Origin of the sequence: Rhizobium sp. SSA_523 (genome assembly GCF_030435705.1) — a bacterium.
Classification (GTDB): domain Bacteria; phylum Pseudomonadota; class Alphaproteobacteria; order Rhizobiales; family Rhizobiaceae; genus Neorhizobium.
Genome location: NZ_CP129382.1, coordinates 1100430 through 1115614, shown reverse-complemented (window position 1 = coordinate 1115614; position 15185 = coordinate 1100430). Strand labels below are relative to the sequence as shown.

General features: G+C 64.0%; 10 protein-coding genes. 6 read left to right on the top strand and 4 right to left on the bottom strand.

All coding sequences use genetic code 11. The features are described 5' to 3' along the window. Positions 1-88: 88 nt before the first annotated feature. From QTJ18_RS13745 to QTJ18_RS13735, 3 genes are all read right to left on the bottom strand, one after another. Positions 89-1177 (bottom strand): YcjF family protein, encoded by a 1089-nt coding sequence (locus QTJ18_RS13745; RefSeq protein WP_252751324.1) that lies wholly within the window; start codon positions 1175-1177, stop codon positions 89-91. A 26-nt stretch (positions 1178-1203) separates the two neighbouring features. Beyond that, complete coding sequence (locus QTJ18_RS13740; protein WP_252750770.1) at positions 1204-2676, bottom strand: YcjX family GTP-binding protein; 1473 nt, start codon at positions 2674-2676, stop codon at positions 1204-1206. A gap of 150 nt (positions 2677-2826) precedes the next feature. After that, entirely contained in the window at positions 2827-3336 is a 510-nt protein-coding gene (locus QTJ18_RS13735) for a SixA phosphatase family protein (protein WP_252750769.1), read from the bottom strand. Between the two features lie 273 nt (positions 3337-3609). Between QTJ18_RS13735 and dksA the strand changes: the two genes are divergently transcribed. After that, a complete protein-coding gene (dksA, locus tag QTJ18_RS13730; RefSeq protein ID WP_165219299.1) occupies positions 3610-4029 on the top strand; it encodes an RNA polymerase-binding protein DksA in 420 nt (139 codons plus the stop codon). A gap of 270 nt (positions 4030-4299) precedes the next feature. Here dksA and QTJ18_RS13725 read toward each other — a convergent pair whose 3' ends face one another. Then, complete coding sequence (locus QTJ18_RS13725; RefSeq protein ID WP_252750768.1) at positions 4300-5904, bottom strand: flagellar biosynthetic protein FliO; 1605 nt, start codon at positions 5902-5904, stop codon at positions 4300-4302. 550 nt (positions 5905-6454) lie between these two features. Here QTJ18_RS13725 and cckA point away from each other — a divergent pair. From cckA to QTJ18_RS13700, 5 genes are all read left to right on the top strand, one after another. Further along, positions 6455-9067, top strand: a complete 2613-nt coding sequence (gene cckA, locus QTJ18_RS13720) for a cell cycle histidine kinase CckA (protein ID WP_252750767.1) — start codon at positions 6455-6457, stop codon at positions 9065-9067. 285 nt (positions 9068-9352) lie between these two features. Next, positions 9353-10447 (top strand): recombinase RecA, encoded by a 1095-nt coding sequence (gene recA / locus QTJ18_RS13715; protein ID WP_252750766.1) that lies wholly within the window; start codon positions 9353-9355, stop codon positions 10445-10447. A gap of 157 nt (positions 10448-10604) precedes the next feature. Continuing rightward, the gene (gene alaS / locus QTJ18_RS13710) at positions 10605-13265 is read left to right on the top strand and encodes an alanine--tRNA ligase (protein ID WP_252750765.1); all 2661 of its coding nucleotides are present in this window, start codon (positions 10605-10607) and stop codon (positions 13263-13265) included. Between the two features lie 62 nt (positions 13266-13327). Next, complete coding sequence (gene ttcA / locus QTJ18_RS13705) at positions 13328-14344, top strand: tRNA 2-thiocytidine(32) synthetase TtcA (RefSeq protein ID WP_252750764.1); 1017 nt, start codon at positions 13328-13330, stop codon at positions 14342-14344. A gap of 8 nt (positions 14345-14352) precedes the next feature. Next, positions 14353-15168 (top strand): inositol monophosphatase family protein, encoded by an 816-nt coding sequence (locus QTJ18_RS13700; RefSeq protein WP_252750763.1) that lies wholly within the window; start codon positions 14353-14355, stop codon positions 15166-15168. Positions 15169-15185 lie beyond the last annotated feature (17 nt).

Genomic DNA, 15185 nt, shown 5'->3' with positions numbered 1-15185 from the left:
GCGGCGTCCTGAACAGGATTAACCATAGTCTCGTATTGGTTAATGAGCGGTTATTTTTGCCGCATCATCCTGTTTGCAACGCCCTGGATCAGGACGTTCGGTCGCGCCCGGTGATCGGCGCAAGATCGCCCAGGAAGTCTCCGATGCCAGGTCGTTTCACGGCGGAGAAGGGAAGCGGCCGGCACAGATCCATGGCCGCGATGCCGATGCGCGCGGTCAACAACCCGTTGATCACGCCTTCGCCGAGCCTGGTGGAGAGCTTGGCTGCAAGGCCATGCCCGAGCACCTGCTGGGCAATGCTGTCGCCGACGGCGATCGAGCCGGTGACGGCCAGATGGGCGATCACGTCGCGCAGCAGGCGCAGCAGGCCGAGGGTTCCCGGCCGGCCGCCATAGAGTTCGGCCATGGCCCGCACCAGCCGCGTGACCTCGAAGAGCACGTAAGCGAGATCGACGACCGCTCGGGGACTGACGGCCGTGACGACGGAGGTGCGTTTGGAGGCGGCAAGGATGAGGGCCCGCGCCCGCCTGTCGAGCGGTGCCAGTAGCTCGCGCTCCGCGAGATCCAGAAGCTGCGGCGCATCGATGATGTCGTCCTTGGTCGCGGCCAAGGCTGCACGCCCTCTCGCCGTTTCGGCGCGATGGGAAAGTATGGTCTCGAGCCGGTTCACCAGATGGCGCGCGGTCTTCGGCGCCGTGCGGGGCGAAATGTCCAGCGCCTCGGCCTTCAGCGTCTGCACGGCGCCGAGCCGCATCAGGCCGATCATCTCGCGGCCGATAAGGACAGCAAGGGCAAGCGCTGCGATGGACACGAGAGCGATCGCCACCACGCCCAGCCAGTCGGCGCGGGCAAAGAGATCGCGCACGATGCGGTCCGCCCACAGCCAGAAGGCGAGGGAAAGGAAGGCGGAGAGGGCTCCGAGCGCCAGCTTGCCCCAGGAGAAGCCGCGCCGGCGGGGAAGGGCGACGTCGAGATCTGACTCGGAGAGTTCCGGCGGCGAGAGAAAGGGATCGTCGGCCTCCGGCGTCAGCTCGATACCGTCCTCGAAGGCCTTCGGGCTGCGGCGCGCGGATGTCGTCCTACCCTCATCAAGGTGAAATGCGCCGGGCCTCCGGCTGGCCGCGGACGGATCGGCGGCGGCGGCGGTGCCCGCTTCCGTCTGTTTTGAGCCTGGCATGTCATTGCCCGTCTTATCCCTGCGCGTCATGCCAGCCGATCTCCAAACAGAAACTGCAGCGTCCGGTCGAGCCGGATATGCGGGACCGAGAGGGTCGCGCCGCCCCCTGCCTCAAGCTCCGGCGGCCGGAAACGGACGATATTCAAATGCGGTAGCGCAGATGCTTCAGATTCAGAATCCGCTGCTTGGAACAATGAATCCGGTCTTTCCGGCAAGTCCCCGGGAAATATGGCTGTTTTGCGTTTTCCGTCAAAGGTCTCGCCATTGATCCGCTCGCCGGCCATGGGCGTGCCCGATATGACCGGCAGCGTTTCCCCGCCATGCCGCACTGTGCCTTCTCGCGTCGCCCGCACCGAGGCGATCGCCATGACGTCGATGCCGGCGCCGGACATGCCGATGCGGTGGATGGCCCGGTCGACCAGCCGGCGCGTCAGGGCTTCCAGACGGTCATGGCTTTCATGGTGCAGGTGATCGGCCTTGGTGGCCGCCACCAAGACCTTGTCGATCCGCCGCCCCATGAGGGAGGAGAGAAGCGAGTTGGTGCCCGGACGGAAACAGGCCAGCACGTCCGACAGAGCGCGTTCCAGATCGGCCAGCGCTTCCGGCCCGCGATTGAGCGCCTGGAGCGCGTCGATCAGGACGATCTGCCGGTCTAGCCTGGCGAAATGCTCGCGGAAGAAGGGTTTGACGACAACCGACTTATAGGCCTCGAAGCGGCGTTCCATCATGGCGCCGAGCGTGCCTTTCTCAAACCGCGTGTCAGGCAGGTTGGGAAGCGGCGCAAAGGTCAGGGCGGGCGAGCCGTCGAGGTCGCCCGGCATCAGAAACCGGCCGGGCGGCAGGGTGGAGAGCGAGCGCTCATCCGATTTGCAGGCCCGCAGATAGGCGGAGAAGGCCTCGGCCAAACGCCGCGCCGTCATTTCCTCGGCCGGCGCGGCAGGATCGATGCTGTTTGCCAGGGCCAGCCAGTTTTCCGCAAGTTCTCGGCGCACGCCGTGCGCGGCAAGCTCGGTGGTCGCAGCGCTGAAGCTGCGGTAGGTCTGGCCGAGCAAAGGCAGGTCCAGCAGCCATTCGCCAGGATAGTCGACAACGTCGATCGACAGCCGCCCGGCGGAGAAAAAGCGGCCCCAGCCGCTGGCGCTCTGATATTCGATCGTCAGCCGGAGCTCCGAGATCGCCCTGGTCGAGTCGGGCCAGATGCGGTCGCGCACCAGCGCCTGGATATGGTCCTCGTACTGGAAACGCGGAATGGCGTCATCCGGCTGCGGTTCGAGCCTCACGGAGGAGACGCGGCCCGAGCGGACGGGCTCGAAGAGCGGCAGGCGTCCGCCATGCAGGAGGTTGTGTACCAGCGAGGAGATGAACACGGTCTTGCCGGCGCGCGACAGGCCGGTGACGCCGAGCCGGATCGTCGGATGAACGAGGCTGCTGGCGCGGTCGCCAAGATTGTCGAGGGCGATCAGCGCATCGTCTTTGAAGGAGGTGAGTGATGGCGGCAAGGCAGGAACCCATTTGTCTCTATGGCATCCTATATAGAGACCGAGCCGCACGGAAAAAGGTGGCGCCGGCGCCTTTGCCGGCAGGTGAGCTGCCTGACAAGGCCGCGCGACCTGAATGACAAGGGTGGAGACGCCCGCCGGAAGGGGACTTCACGCGGTGATGAAGTCCTTCACCGTCCAGGCGCCGGCCAGGGCCTGATGCGCGCCGCCGTGATCGAGAACCGCAAGGCCGGCCGTGGGATAGCCGCTCGGAATGACGGCCGCCGTGCGGTCGCGCCCCAGAAGGGCTTCCAGAAGTTCTTCCATGGTGGGATTGTGGCCGATGATCATCACCGAGCCCGCCTGCTTCTGCCCCGACAGGACTTCGAGATAGGTCTCCAGCGGCGCATTGTAGAGACTGTCGATCATCTCCATCTCGACATCCTCGCCGAAAGCGCGGTGAAGGGCCTCCGCCGTCTGCCGGCAGCGCAGCGCGGTCGAAGAGAGGATCAGGTCCGGGGCAGGGTGGCGGTCCGCCGCCTTTGCCGCCACCAGTTCCGCTTCGGCAAAACCGTGATCGTCAAGCGGACGGTCGAAATCGCGCCCGCCCGGCTCAGCCCAGCCGGCCCTTGCATGGCGCAGCAGAAAGACGCGGAACGGAGGAGGATCGAAAACAAGCATTTTTCAGGTTCGCGCGCAAAGGGCTGGTGGCTTCGAGTAGCCTGTTCTCGCGATGTCCGTCAACACCGTCAAGAGGCGGATAGTTCGCCATCAAGCGAATCGTGATTAGAGCTGAATATCTGTCGGTTTTACTGAAAGAGCTTAAGGATTAATCATTTAGCCGAATTTTATGTCAGTTTTAAAAATGGTGACTTCGCGGTTCTAAGGCTTGAATCGGCAGGTGAGAATGGAGTATAGGACGCCGCGTGAGAGCTGTTCTTCAGGAGAATCGCGTTGAGTGAGAAGATCGACCTTAGCAGCTACGTCCTCTCGGAAGATGATGAGTTCATGAATGCCAATCAGAAGGCATACTTCCGAGCCAAGCTTATAGCCTGGAAAAATGACATCCTGAGAGAAGCGCGCGAAACGCTCGACCACCTTGCTGAAGAAAGTGCCAATCATCCCGATCTCGCCGACCGGGCATCCTCGGAAACCGACAGGGCCATCGAGCTTCGTGCCCGCGACCGTCAGAGAAAGCTGATCTCCAAGATCGACGCCGCTCTGCAGCGCATCGAAGACGGTACCTACGGTTACTGCGAGGAAACCGGCGAGCCGATCGGCTTGAAGCGCCTCGATGCACGGCCGATCGCGACGCTTTCGATCGAGGCGCAGGAGCGCCACGAACGTCGGGAAAAGGTATACCGGGACGAATAGACGGCGCCCCTCTTTTCAAGCGACTCAGCAATTTCCAGGCACGCCTTTACCGCGTGCCTTTTTTATGGCCGCCTTCCAAGCCACGCCGGGTTTGCGCGACCGAAATGTTTGGCGAAGACCAGCTGAGCCGACAAAGGCTGGTCGAGTCGGCGACGAAAAGCCAAAGGCGGGGGAGCTCTTGAAGCAAGGCACTGCCACGTTTCTCCGCTCCGCCCGGATGCGGCCCGATGCAGCACTGCCTCGGGCCTGGCCGAACGTCCGGTCAATGGATCAGGTGCGGTCCTCGCGCGTCACCGACATTTCGCCGAAGATCCGCGCCACCTCCTGCTGCAGCGAGGGTTCCGGCGTGGCGCCGGTGAGCCGCGGAGCAGCCGGTTCGCGCCGACCCTGAAGGCCGCCGGGTCTCGGCATGGCGGTCGGCGGATCGCCTGCGAGATTCTGCGCCATCTCCTCCTCGAGGATCCGGTCGAAATCGCTGCCCAGCATATGCGGCCGGGCGGCCTGGCCAGCCGGGGTGCTGCTGTCGGAACCACGCAAGGATACGGGCTGGGCAGTCAAATGTCCGGAGGGGGAGGCGGCCGGAGTCACCCTGTCAAATTCCTCAGGCGTGCGAATGGGCGCCTCCGGCGTGCGATCAAGCGCCGGCTGGAAGACCCGACGCCGTGCCGCATCAAGAGCGTCGCTCGCCGCGCCGATATCCGGCGTGGCATGCTCCGGCAGGCGGGCAGCCTGCGGCGCAGGCGCCGGCTGTGGCGCGGCCACGCTTTCGGCCGGCGGGTCGATATCGATTTCCGGCCCGCCATCGCCAGCCAGACGCGGCTCCAGTCGCGCAGTCGTGGTGGAGACGAAAGGCTCCGACCGCGTCGGACCGGCCGGACGTGGCGCCGGTTGCGCAGCCATGGCCGGCCGCTGCGCTGCTGCCGGCGTCACCCTTGCCGGTTCCGGCCGCGGCTCGTCCAGGTCGATGCGCGGCGCAGGCGGCTGCATCTCTGCGGCCTCGACAGGCTTCGGGAGATCGGCATCGACGGAGGGGACCGGCTCGGATGCGGGCTTTGCGATCGGCTCCAGGGTCGGTTCGAAAGTCGGTTCAAGGGCCGGTGCGACGGGTGCCTGTATCCTCTCGGCGGGGGCGGATGGCGCGGACGTCGCCGCGCCGGACCCAATCCCGGCGGCCTGACGGGTCATCTCACGGGCGGTCTCACGGGCAACCTCACGAACGGGTTCGCGAGCAGCAAGCCCCGACGCCGGACCAGCGGCAAGGACCGGAGCAGAGGCCCGGGCGGAGGACTTGGCCGTGACAGGGATCGAGGCAGGCGCAGGGGAAGGGACAGGGGAAGGGGTAGAGGCGAGGGAAGGTGAAGGGGTAGAGGCGAGGGAAGCGGCAGAGGCCGCGGCAGAGGCCGGAAGGTCTACAGGGGCGTCTGCCTGGGGCGCCGATAGTTGCGCCGGCTGCAGCGGCCTGTCCAGCCGCACGGGCTCGGCCGGAGCCTGCAATTGCTCGGAGGGTTTCGGCTGCGGAAGGCCCTGTTGGCCGCCCTGGTGTATCTGGCCCTCATGGGTTTGATAGGTCTGGGCCTGATAAGCCTGGCCGCCTATGCCGCTTTCGATGACGACATCGGTCGGGCCGCCGATCATCACCAGATGCTCGACCTCGTCGCGCCGGATCAGGACAATGCGCCGGCGCGCATCGACCGCTGCCGCATCGAGAACCTGCAGCCGCGGCTGGCGGTTCTTGCCGCCGCGCAGGAAGGGAGCAGGGCCGCGCCGGCGCCTCAGCAGCATCAGCACGACAAACAGGCAGACGAGACCGAGGCCGACTCCGGCAACTGCGATCAACAGCCTGCTGCCGTAATCGCTCATCAGATCTTCGAACATTCGGATCGTGCTCCTTCGACTATGGCGCTTTCGCGCCGGATACTGGCAGCGCAAAGCGCGCCGGATGTGTAAAAGCGCGGGCTGCGCCGGAATGACGAGGCGCGACGCGCAGACAATGACAAGGCGCGATGCGCAAACCTTGTGCAGCGCAATGCGCCGAATATATGTGCCCCGCCGCCGGCAACAATCCCTGCGGGGCGGGCTTGCGGAGGCAATGCCCCAACCGCGAGGGACGTATGGAGGGCGCGCGCGGGAGAAGCAGGAGGCCGCAAGCGCCGATGAACAATGCTCTTTGCCGGTGCGCCGGCAGGTTAGGCAAGTCGCAAGGCTGCGGCAAGCCAGCTTGGAGTATCAGAGACAGGCCTATTGCCTCTGGCTGCTGTCATTTCGTGCGAATATGGAAGGCGCGGCTTCGCGAGCAAGTGCGAAGGTGCAGTCTTCAACGGGTTTCTGTGCTCCGGCGCTTTTTGCTGGCGCTGCAAGTTGCTAAGGAAGACAGGCGGAGCGATTCCAGGACCCTCTTCTGCGAGTGGTCGAAATGCGAGGTGTGATGACGAAGTCCCAGCCGGCCGGCAGCTACGATGCCCCCCTGGTGGACCGCGGAAGGCGGGGCGGGACAGTCTTGCGCCTGCTGCTCCTGGCGCTTGTCCTGATCGGCGTGTCGATCGCCTTCGTCGTTTTCCGAAACGCGCTCGACAACGAGATCGTGCTGGGCGTGCTCGGCGTGCTGGCCATGGTCGGAATTTTCTTCATCGTCTCCTCGATCATCGGTCTAGTGGAGGTGATGCCGCAATCGCGTTCGGACGAATTCGCCAGCGCCTACCTGGCAAGCCATCCCGACGGCATCCTGATCACCGACCAGCGCGGTCGCATCCTGTATGCCAACGCCGCCTATGGCCGTCTCACGGGGGCCACCAAGGCTGCCAATGCGCAATCGCTGGAAGCGCTGCTGTCCAAGAATCGCGAGGCGACGGAAGCGCTTTACCGGCTGACGGCGGCGCTGCGCGAAGGCCGTGAGAGCCATGAGGAATTCCGCCTCATGAAGCCGCTCGGACGCAATTCCGCCAGCGGTTCCGGCGCCCATTGGTACCGGCTGAAGGCGCGGCTGCTGACGGCGCCGCAGAAGAAGCTGTCGCTCGACGTCTGGCAGATCGCCGACATCACCTCCGAGCGCGAGGACCAGGAACGCTTCTTCCGCGAATTGCAGAACGCCATCGACTATCTCGATCATGCGCCGGCCGGCTTCTTTTCCGCCGGCAAGAAGGGTGAAGTCTTCTATCTGAACGCCACGCTGGCGGAATGGCTGGGCCTCGACCTGACGAAATTCGTGGCCGGCTCCATGTCGATTGCCGATATGGTGGCGGGCGAAGGCATGGCGCTGATCCAGTCCGTGCAGGCGGGGCCGGGCCAGACGCGCACGGAGACGCTGGATCTCGATCTGCGCCGCAGCAATGGCCAGAGCCTGCCCGTCCGGCTCGTTCACAGCGTCTCGTCTATGCGGGACGGGGCACCCGGGGAAAGCCGCACCATCGTGCTGGAGCGGCCGCGCGGCGAGGGCGCCGATCAATCGGCCTCCGCCATGCGGTTTACGCGCTTCTTCAACAATACGCCGATGGCGATCGCCTCGGTCGGCCGCGACGGTCGCATCCTGCGGATCAACGCGCCGTTCCTGCGGCTGTTTGCCGGCGTCGTCTCCCGCGATGACGTGGAGGCGGGCACCAATCTCGACGCCATCGTGCATGACAGCGCGCTTGCCGAACTGGAGCGGGCGCTTTCGGCGGCGAAGGACCGGCAGGGCGACATAGCGCCGATCGATTGCCGCCATCCAGGGGATGAGGCGAGGCATGTTCGCTTCTACGTCAATGCCGTGATCGACGAGAGCGACGAGGCGCCCGAGGAAGTTGCAATCGTCTATGCCGTCGAGACGACAGAGCAGAAGGCGCTCGAGACGCAGATGGCCCAGACGCAGAAGATGAACGCGGTGGGCACGCTCGCCGGCGGCATCGCGCATGATTTCAACAATGTGCTGACGGCCATTCTTCTCTCCTCGGATCATCTGCTGCTGCAGGCGCGTCCTTCGGATGCGAGCTTCGCCGATCTGATGGAAATCAAGCGCAATGCCAATCGCGCGGCGGTGCTCGTGCGCCAGCTTCTGGCCTTTTCGCGCAAGCAGACGATGCGGCCCGCCGTGCTGAACCTCACCGATGTCGTGGGCGACCTGCGCATGCTGGTGGATCGCCTGATCTCCGGCACCAATGTCAAGCTGGACGTGGATTATGGCCGCGATCTCTGGCCGGTGCGCACGGATCTCTCGCAATTCGAGCAGGTGCTGATCAATCTGTGCGTGAACGCCCGCGATGCCATGCCGCAGGGTGGCCAGATCCGCATCCGGACACGCAATGTGCCGGCGGAGGAAGTGCAGAATTTTGCCATTGCCCGCCTGCCGGCGGAAGATTTCGTGCTGGTCGAAGTGGCCGACAGCGGAACAGGCATCCCGCCCGATATCATGGACAAGATCTTCGAGCCCTTCTTCACCACCAAGGAAGTCGGCAAGGGGACAGGGCTCGGCCTCTCGATGGTCTATGGCATCGTCAAACAGTCCGGCGGCTACATCTATCCCGAATCGGAGGTCGGCAAGGGCACGACCTTCCGCGTCTTCCTGCCGCGCCATGTGCCGGAGGTAAAGCCGGCCGCGGATCAGGCAGAGGGCGATGGTGCGAATGTGACGGTTCAGGCCGCTCCGGCGCCGGTGGCGGACAGCCAGGCGGCGGATATGGACCTGACCGGCAATTCGGCCGTGGTTCTGCTGGTGGAGGATGAAGAGGCGGTGCGGCGGGGCGGCAAGCGCATGCTGGAAACCCGCGGCTACACGGTGCATGAGGCAGGATCGGGGACTGAAGCGCTCGACATCATGGAAGAGCTGGACGGCAAGGTGGATATCGTCGTCTCGGACGTCGTGATGCCGGAAATGGACGGGCCGAGCCTGCTCAGGGAATTGCGCAAGACCTATCCGGACCTGAAGTTCATCTTCGTCTCCGGCTATGCGGAAGACGCCTTTGCCCGCAATCTGCCGGCCGATGCCAAGTTCGGCTTCCTTCCCAAGCCCTTCTCGCTGAAGCAGCTGGCGGTGGCCGTGCGCGAAATGCTCGACCGCAAGGATTGACGCAAGTCCCTTCGTGCTTGCGGATACGGCATGCCGGTGATCCTCGCGGGGACCGAACAGCCGCGATGGGCCTCATAAAGCTGTGGATGGCGAGACGGCGCCAATCGGCGAATCAGGCCGCGCCGCACATGTGCGGCAGCGCCGGGACGAAAGCGGAACATCGTTCGAAATCGACTTCGATATCAAACGCTTAGCAATGGCTTGCCAAACCAGAACAAAAAGAGTACAAAAAGCACATCCAATGTTTGTTGCCCGACGGGCTGCAATAACCTAAAGGTGGAACGGATGGCACAGAATTCATTGCGGCTCGTAGAGGACAAGACGGTGGATAAAAGCAAGGCGCTGGAGGCGGCCCTTTCGCAGATTGAACGCTCTTTCGGCAAGGGCTCGATCATGAAGCTCGGCGCGAATGAAAGCGTGGTTGAAATCGAAACCGTGTCCACAGGCTCCCTTAGCCTCGACATCGCGCTCGGCATTGGCGGCCTGCCCAAGGGACGTATCGTCGAAATCTACGGTCCCGAAAGCTCGGGTAAGACAACCCTGGCGCTGCAGACGATTGCGGAAGCCCAGAAGAAGGGCGGGATCTGCGCCTTCGTCGATGCCGAACATGCGCTGGACCCGGTCTATGCCCGCAAGCTCGGCGTCGATCTGCAGAACCTCCTGATTTCGCAGCCGGATACCGGCGAGCAGGCGCTGGAGATCACGGATACGCTGGTGCGGTCCGGCGCGGTCGACGTTCTGGTGGTCGATTCGGTTGCGGCTCTGACGCCGCGCGCCGAAATCGAGGGCGAAATGGGCGACAGCCTTCCCGGCCTGCAGGCGCGTCTGATGAGCCAGGCCTTGCGCAAGCTGACCGCTTCGATCTCCCGCTCCAATTGCATGGTGATCTTCATCAACCAGATCCGCATGAAGATCGGCGTCATGTTCGGTTCGCCCGAAACGACGACCGGCGGCAATGCGCTGAAATTCTATGCCTCGGTTCGTCTCGACATTCGCCGCATCGGTTCGGTGAAGGAGCGCGAGGAGGTTGTCGGCAACCAGACCCGCGTCAAGGTCGTCAAGAACAAGATGGCACCGCCCTTCAAGCAGGTGGAATTCGACATCATGTATGGCGAAGGCGTGTCCAAGACCGGCGAACTGATCGATCTCGGCGTCAAGGCCGGTATCGTGGAGAAGTCGGGCGCCTGGTTCAGCTATAACAGCCAGCGTCTCGGCCAGGGTCGCGAGAATGCCAAGACCTTCCTGCGCGACAATCCGGAGATGGCGCGCGAGATCGAGACGGCCTTGCGCCAGAATGCCGGACTGATTGCCGACCGCTTCCTGCAGAATGGCGGTCCGGATCCCAATGACGCCGACGGCGATGGTGACGGCGAAGCCTGATCCTGTCGAAAAATTCGAATAGAGCTGTGGCCGGCCGCGTATCATTTGAGGATGCGCGGCCGGTTTTTCGTTCTGCTGGACAGGGTGGGGCTCAAAGGCTAAAAGCCAGTGGTTTTAAAAGAGAGACCGCCGCAGGCGGGGGTATAAGGGCTGTTGCATGAGTGGCGTGAATGAAATCCGGTCGACCTTCCTCGACTACTTCCGGAAGAACGGTCACGAGATTGTCTCGTCGAGCCCGCTCGTGCCGCGCAACGATCCGACCCTGATGTTCACCAATGCCGGCATGGTGCAGTTCAAGAATGTCTTCACCGGCCTTGAGACGCGACCCTACAGCACGGCCTCCACGTCGCAGAAGGTGGTGCGTGCCGGCGGCAAGCATAACGACCTGGACAATGTCGGCTATACGGCGCGCCATCTGACCTTCTTCGAAATGCTCGGCAACTTCTCCTTCGGGGATTACTTCAAGGAAAGGGCGATCGAACTCGCCTGGAACCTGGTGACCAGGGATTTCGATCTGCCGAAAGAGCGCCTCCTGGTCACGGTCTATGCCGATGACGAAGATGCCGCCACGCTGTGGAAGAAGATTGCCGGCCTCTCCGACGACAAGATCATCCGCATCGGCACCTCGGATAATTTCTGGCAGATGGGCGATACCGGTCCCTGCGGACCGTGCTCGGAAATCTTCATCGATCAGGGCGAGAATGTCTGGGGCGGCCCGCCCGGTTCGGCGGAAGAGGATGGCGATCGCTTCCTCGAATTCTGGAACCTCGTCTTCATGCAGTTCGATCAGACGGCGCCGGGCGAGCGGACACCCTTGCCGCGTCCGTCGATCGATACCGGCATGGGTCTGGAGCGCATGGCCTGCATCCTGCAGGGGGTCCAGAGCGTCTTCGACACCGATCTTTTCCGCTCGCTCATCTCCGCGACCGAAGACGTCCTGCGCTGCAAGGCCGAGGGAGACCAGGCGGCAAGCTTCCGGGTGATTGCCGATCACTTGCGCTCGTCCGCCTTCCTGATCGCCGATGGCGTGCTGCCCTCCAATGAAGGGCGCGGCTATGTCCTGCGCCGGATCATGCGCCGGGCCATGCGCCACATGCAGCTGCTCGGCGCCCGCGAACCGCTGATGTATCGGCTCCTGCCGGTCCTGATCAGCGAGATGGGCCGCGCCTATCCTGAACTTGGTCGGGCCGAGGCGCTGATTTCCGAGACGCTGAAGCTGGAAGAGACAAAATTCCGTGCCACGCTTGCGCGCGGCCTGTCGCTCCTTTCCGATGCGACGGAGACGCTCACCAAGGGCCAGTCGCTGGATGGAGAGACGGCCTTCAAACTCTATGACACCTACGGCTTCCCGCTCGACCTGACCCAGGACGCGCTGCGGGCCCGCGGGATCGGCGTCGATCTGACCGGCTTCAACGATGCCATGCAGCGGCAGAAGGCCGAGGCCCGCGCCAACTGGGCCGGATCCGGCGAAAAGGCCACGGAAAATGTCTGGTTCGAGCTGAAAGAGAAATTCGGCGCGTCGGAATTCCTCGGCTATGACACGGAGAGCGCCGAAGGCGTGGTTCAGGCTATCGTCCGCGATGGTGGCGTCGTCGAGGGCGCCAAGGCCGGTGATGTCGTGCAGGTCGTGGTCAACCAGACACCCTTCTACGGCGAATCGGGTGGCCAGATGGGCGATACCGGTGAGATCACCACCGATAGGGCAAGGCTGACGGTCACCGACACCCAGAAGAAGGGCGAGGGCCTGTTCGTCCACTCGGCCGTGGTGGCCGAGGGCGAGGTGAAGTCCGGCGAGGCCGTGGTGCTGTCGGTCGATCATCATCGCCGCTCCAAGCTGCGCGCCAATCATTCCGCCACCCATCTCCTGCATGAGGCGTTGCGCGAGGTTCTTGGCACGCATGTGGCGCAGAAGGGCTCGCTTGTGGCGCCGGAGCGCCTGCGGTTCGATATTTCGCATCCCAAGCCGATGAGTGCCGAGGAGTTGCAGCGGGTCGAGGACATGGCCAATGCCATCATCCTGCAAAACGCCCCGGTCACCACCCGGCTGATGAGCGTGGATGATGCGATTGCCGAGGGCGCCATGGCGCTCTTCGGAGAAAAGTATGGCGATGAGGTCCGCGTCGTCTCGATGGGGACGGGGCTGGAAGGCGCCAAGGCGGGCAAGGCCTATTCGGTTGAATTGTGCGGCGGCACGCATGTGGCCGCGACGGGGCAGATCGGCCTGGTGCGGGTGCTTGGCGAAAGCGCCGTGGGCTCCGGCGTGCGCCGCATCGAGGCGGTCACCGGGGAGGGCGCGCGCGCCTATCTCGCCGAACAGGATGAGCGGGTCAAGGCGCTGGCCTCCGTGCTGAAGGTTCAGCCGGGTGAGCTTCTGCCGCGCGTCGAGGCCCTGATGGATGAGCGCCGCAAGCTCGAGCGCGAGCTGACCGAGGCGCGTCGCAAGCTGGCCATGGGCGGCGCCCAGGGCGGTAGTGCGGCCGAGGTGCGCGATGTGGCTGGCGTCAAATATCTCGGCAAGGTCGTGACCGGCGTCGAAGCCAAGGATCTGAAGGGGCTGGTGGACGAGGCCAAGACCGGGCTCGGCTCCGGCGTCGTGCTGCTGATCGCCGTGGGTGCCGATTCCAAGGCGAGCGCCGTCGTCGGCGTCACTGCGGACCTGACCGACCGGCTGAGCGCCGTCGATCTCGTGCGGGCGGCCTCTGTCGCGCTCGGCGGCAAGGGCGGCGGCGGACGCGCCGATATGGCGCAGGCCGGGGGGCCGGACGGCACCAAGGCCGATGACGCCATCGAAGCGGTCGCAGCGGCGATTGCCGGTTGAGCCATCGAAACGGGCTGGCGCGGACAGGGTGTCCTGGCGCGCATGAATGACAGGAGAAGGCTGTGACGCTGGCGGTCGCAAAACAGGAGATGGCGGAGCGGCTGTTGGAAAGCCTGCCGGAAAACCGGCCAGACCCTCTGCCGGAAAGCCCGCCCGTGAGCCTGTCGGGCGACGCATCAGGCGCTCTCAGGAGCGATCTGGTGGGCGATCTGGTGGGCGATCTGGGAGGCGATCTGGCGGGGGACCTGCCGGAGGATGACGGTTTCCTGCACGGCCTTTTTCGTCATGCGCCACAAACCACCGCCTTCAACAAGCTGCGCAAGCGGCTCCTGCGGCAGGTCCGCCAGGCCATAGATGATTTCGCCATGCTGAAGGATCAGCGCCGCTGGCTGATCGGCCTGTCCGGCGGCAAGGATTCCTATTCGCTGCTGGCGCTCTTGATGGATCTGCAGTGGCGCGGCCTGTTGCCGGTGGAGCTCGTCGCCTGCAATCTGGATCAGGGACAGCCCAATTTCCCTAAACATATCCTGCCGGATTACCTGTCCGGCCTCGGCATTGCCCATCGCATCGAATATCGCGACACCTATTCCGTGGTGAAGGCAAAAGTGCCGGAAGGCGCCACCTATTGCTCGCTCTGTTCCCGGCTCCGGCGCGGCAATCTCTATCGCGTCGCCCGCGAGGAAGGATGCGAAGCGCTGGTCCTTGGCCATCACCGGGACGACATTCTCGAAACCTTCTTCATGAACCTCTTCCACGGCGGCCGACTGGCCGGCATGCCGGCGAAACTGCTGAATGACGAGGGGGATCTTCTGGTTCTTCGGCCGCTCGCCTATTGCGCCGAGGAGGATCTCGCAAAATTTGCCGCAGCCATGCAATTTCCCATCATTCCCTGCGACCTGTGCGGGTCACAGGACGGCTTGCAGCGCAATGCCATGAAGCAGATGCTGACGGCGATGGAAATGCAGATGCCCGGCCGCAAGGACCGCATGCTGCGGGCCTTGTCGCATGTCAATCCGTCGCATCTCCTCGATCCCAATCTCTTCGATTTCGCCTCCCTCACCCCCTCCCAGACCAGTTGAGGTTTCCCATGTCCATTGATGTGATCGCCTTGGCGGACGTGCTGCGTCATGCCGCCAAAGCGGAAATTCTGCCGCGCTTTCGCCGCCTGAACCATGAGGATGTCCGTGCCAAGAGCGAGGCCACCGATCTGGTGACCGAGGCCGATATTCATGCGGAGCGCGTGATCAGGGCAGGGGTCGAGGCTCTTGCGCCGGAGGCTCTGTTCATTGGCGAGGAATCGGTGGCAGCCGATCCGCAGCTCCTGTCGAAGCTTGCCGACGCCGAATTGGCCGTGGTCGTCGATCCGGTCGACGGAACCTTCAACTTCGCGTCAGGCATTCCCGCCTTCGGCGTCATGGCCTCGATCGTCTATCGTCAGGAAACCATTGCGGGCATCATCTATGATCCGATGGGCGATGATTGGGTCATGGCTGAAAAGGGCGGCGGGGCATTCCTGCGGCGGCCGGATGGCGATGCGTTGAAACTGTCCGTCGCCGCCGCGAAACCCGTTCCCGCGATGATCGGCATGGCCTCGGCCGGCTATTTCTTCGGTGAGGAGCGCGAGAAGATCCTGGCCAATCTCGCCAAGGTGCGCATGTTCGCTTCCTATCGCTGCTCGGCGCAGGAATATCGCACCTTTGCCGGCGGGCATGTGGATTTCGTGCTCTACAACAAGCTGATGCCCTGGGACCACCTGGCCGGGACGCTCATCGCGCAGGAGGCAGGCGGTTATGTGCGCCATTTCGACGCGAGCCCCTATCGACCGACGGATCTGGATGGCGGCCTGCTGGTGGCCACCGATGCCGATAGCTGGCACAGCCTGCGCGACGCTCTGATCGGCTGATCGGCTGATCGGCCGAT

What these genes read in the sequence shown, in the direction of transcription:
- QTJ18_RS13745 (WP_252751324.1), bottom strand. Translation starts at nt 1,177, where the DNA reads ATGCCAGGCTCAAAACAGACGGAAGCGGGCACCGCCGCCGCCGCCGAT.
- QTJ18_RS13735 (WP_252750769.1), bottom strand. Translation starts at nt 3,336, where the DNA reads ATGCTTGTTTTCGATCCTCCTCCGTTCCGCGTCTTTCTGCTGCGCCAT.
- QTJ18_RS13725 (WP_252750768.1), bottom strand. Translation starts at nt 5,904, where the DNA reads ATGTTCGAAGATCTGATGAGCGATTACGGCAGCAGGCTGTTGATCGCA.
- cckA (WP_252750767.1), top strand. Translation starts at nt 6,455, where the DNA reads ATGACGAAGTCCCAGCCGGCCGGCAGCTACGATGCCCCCCTGGTGGAC.
- recA (WP_252750766.1), top strand. Translation starts at nt 9,353, where the DNA reads ATGGCACAGAATTCATTGCGGCTCGTAGAGGACAAGACGGTGGATAAA.
- alaS (WP_252750765.1), top strand. Translation starts at nt 10,605, where the DNA reads ATGAGTGGCGTGAATGAAATCCGGTCGACCTTCCTCGACTACTTCCGG.
- QTJ18_RS13700 (WP_252750763.1), top strand. Translation starts at nt 14,353, where the DNA reads ATGTCCATTGATGTGATCGCCTTGGCGGACGTGCTGCGTCATGCCGCC.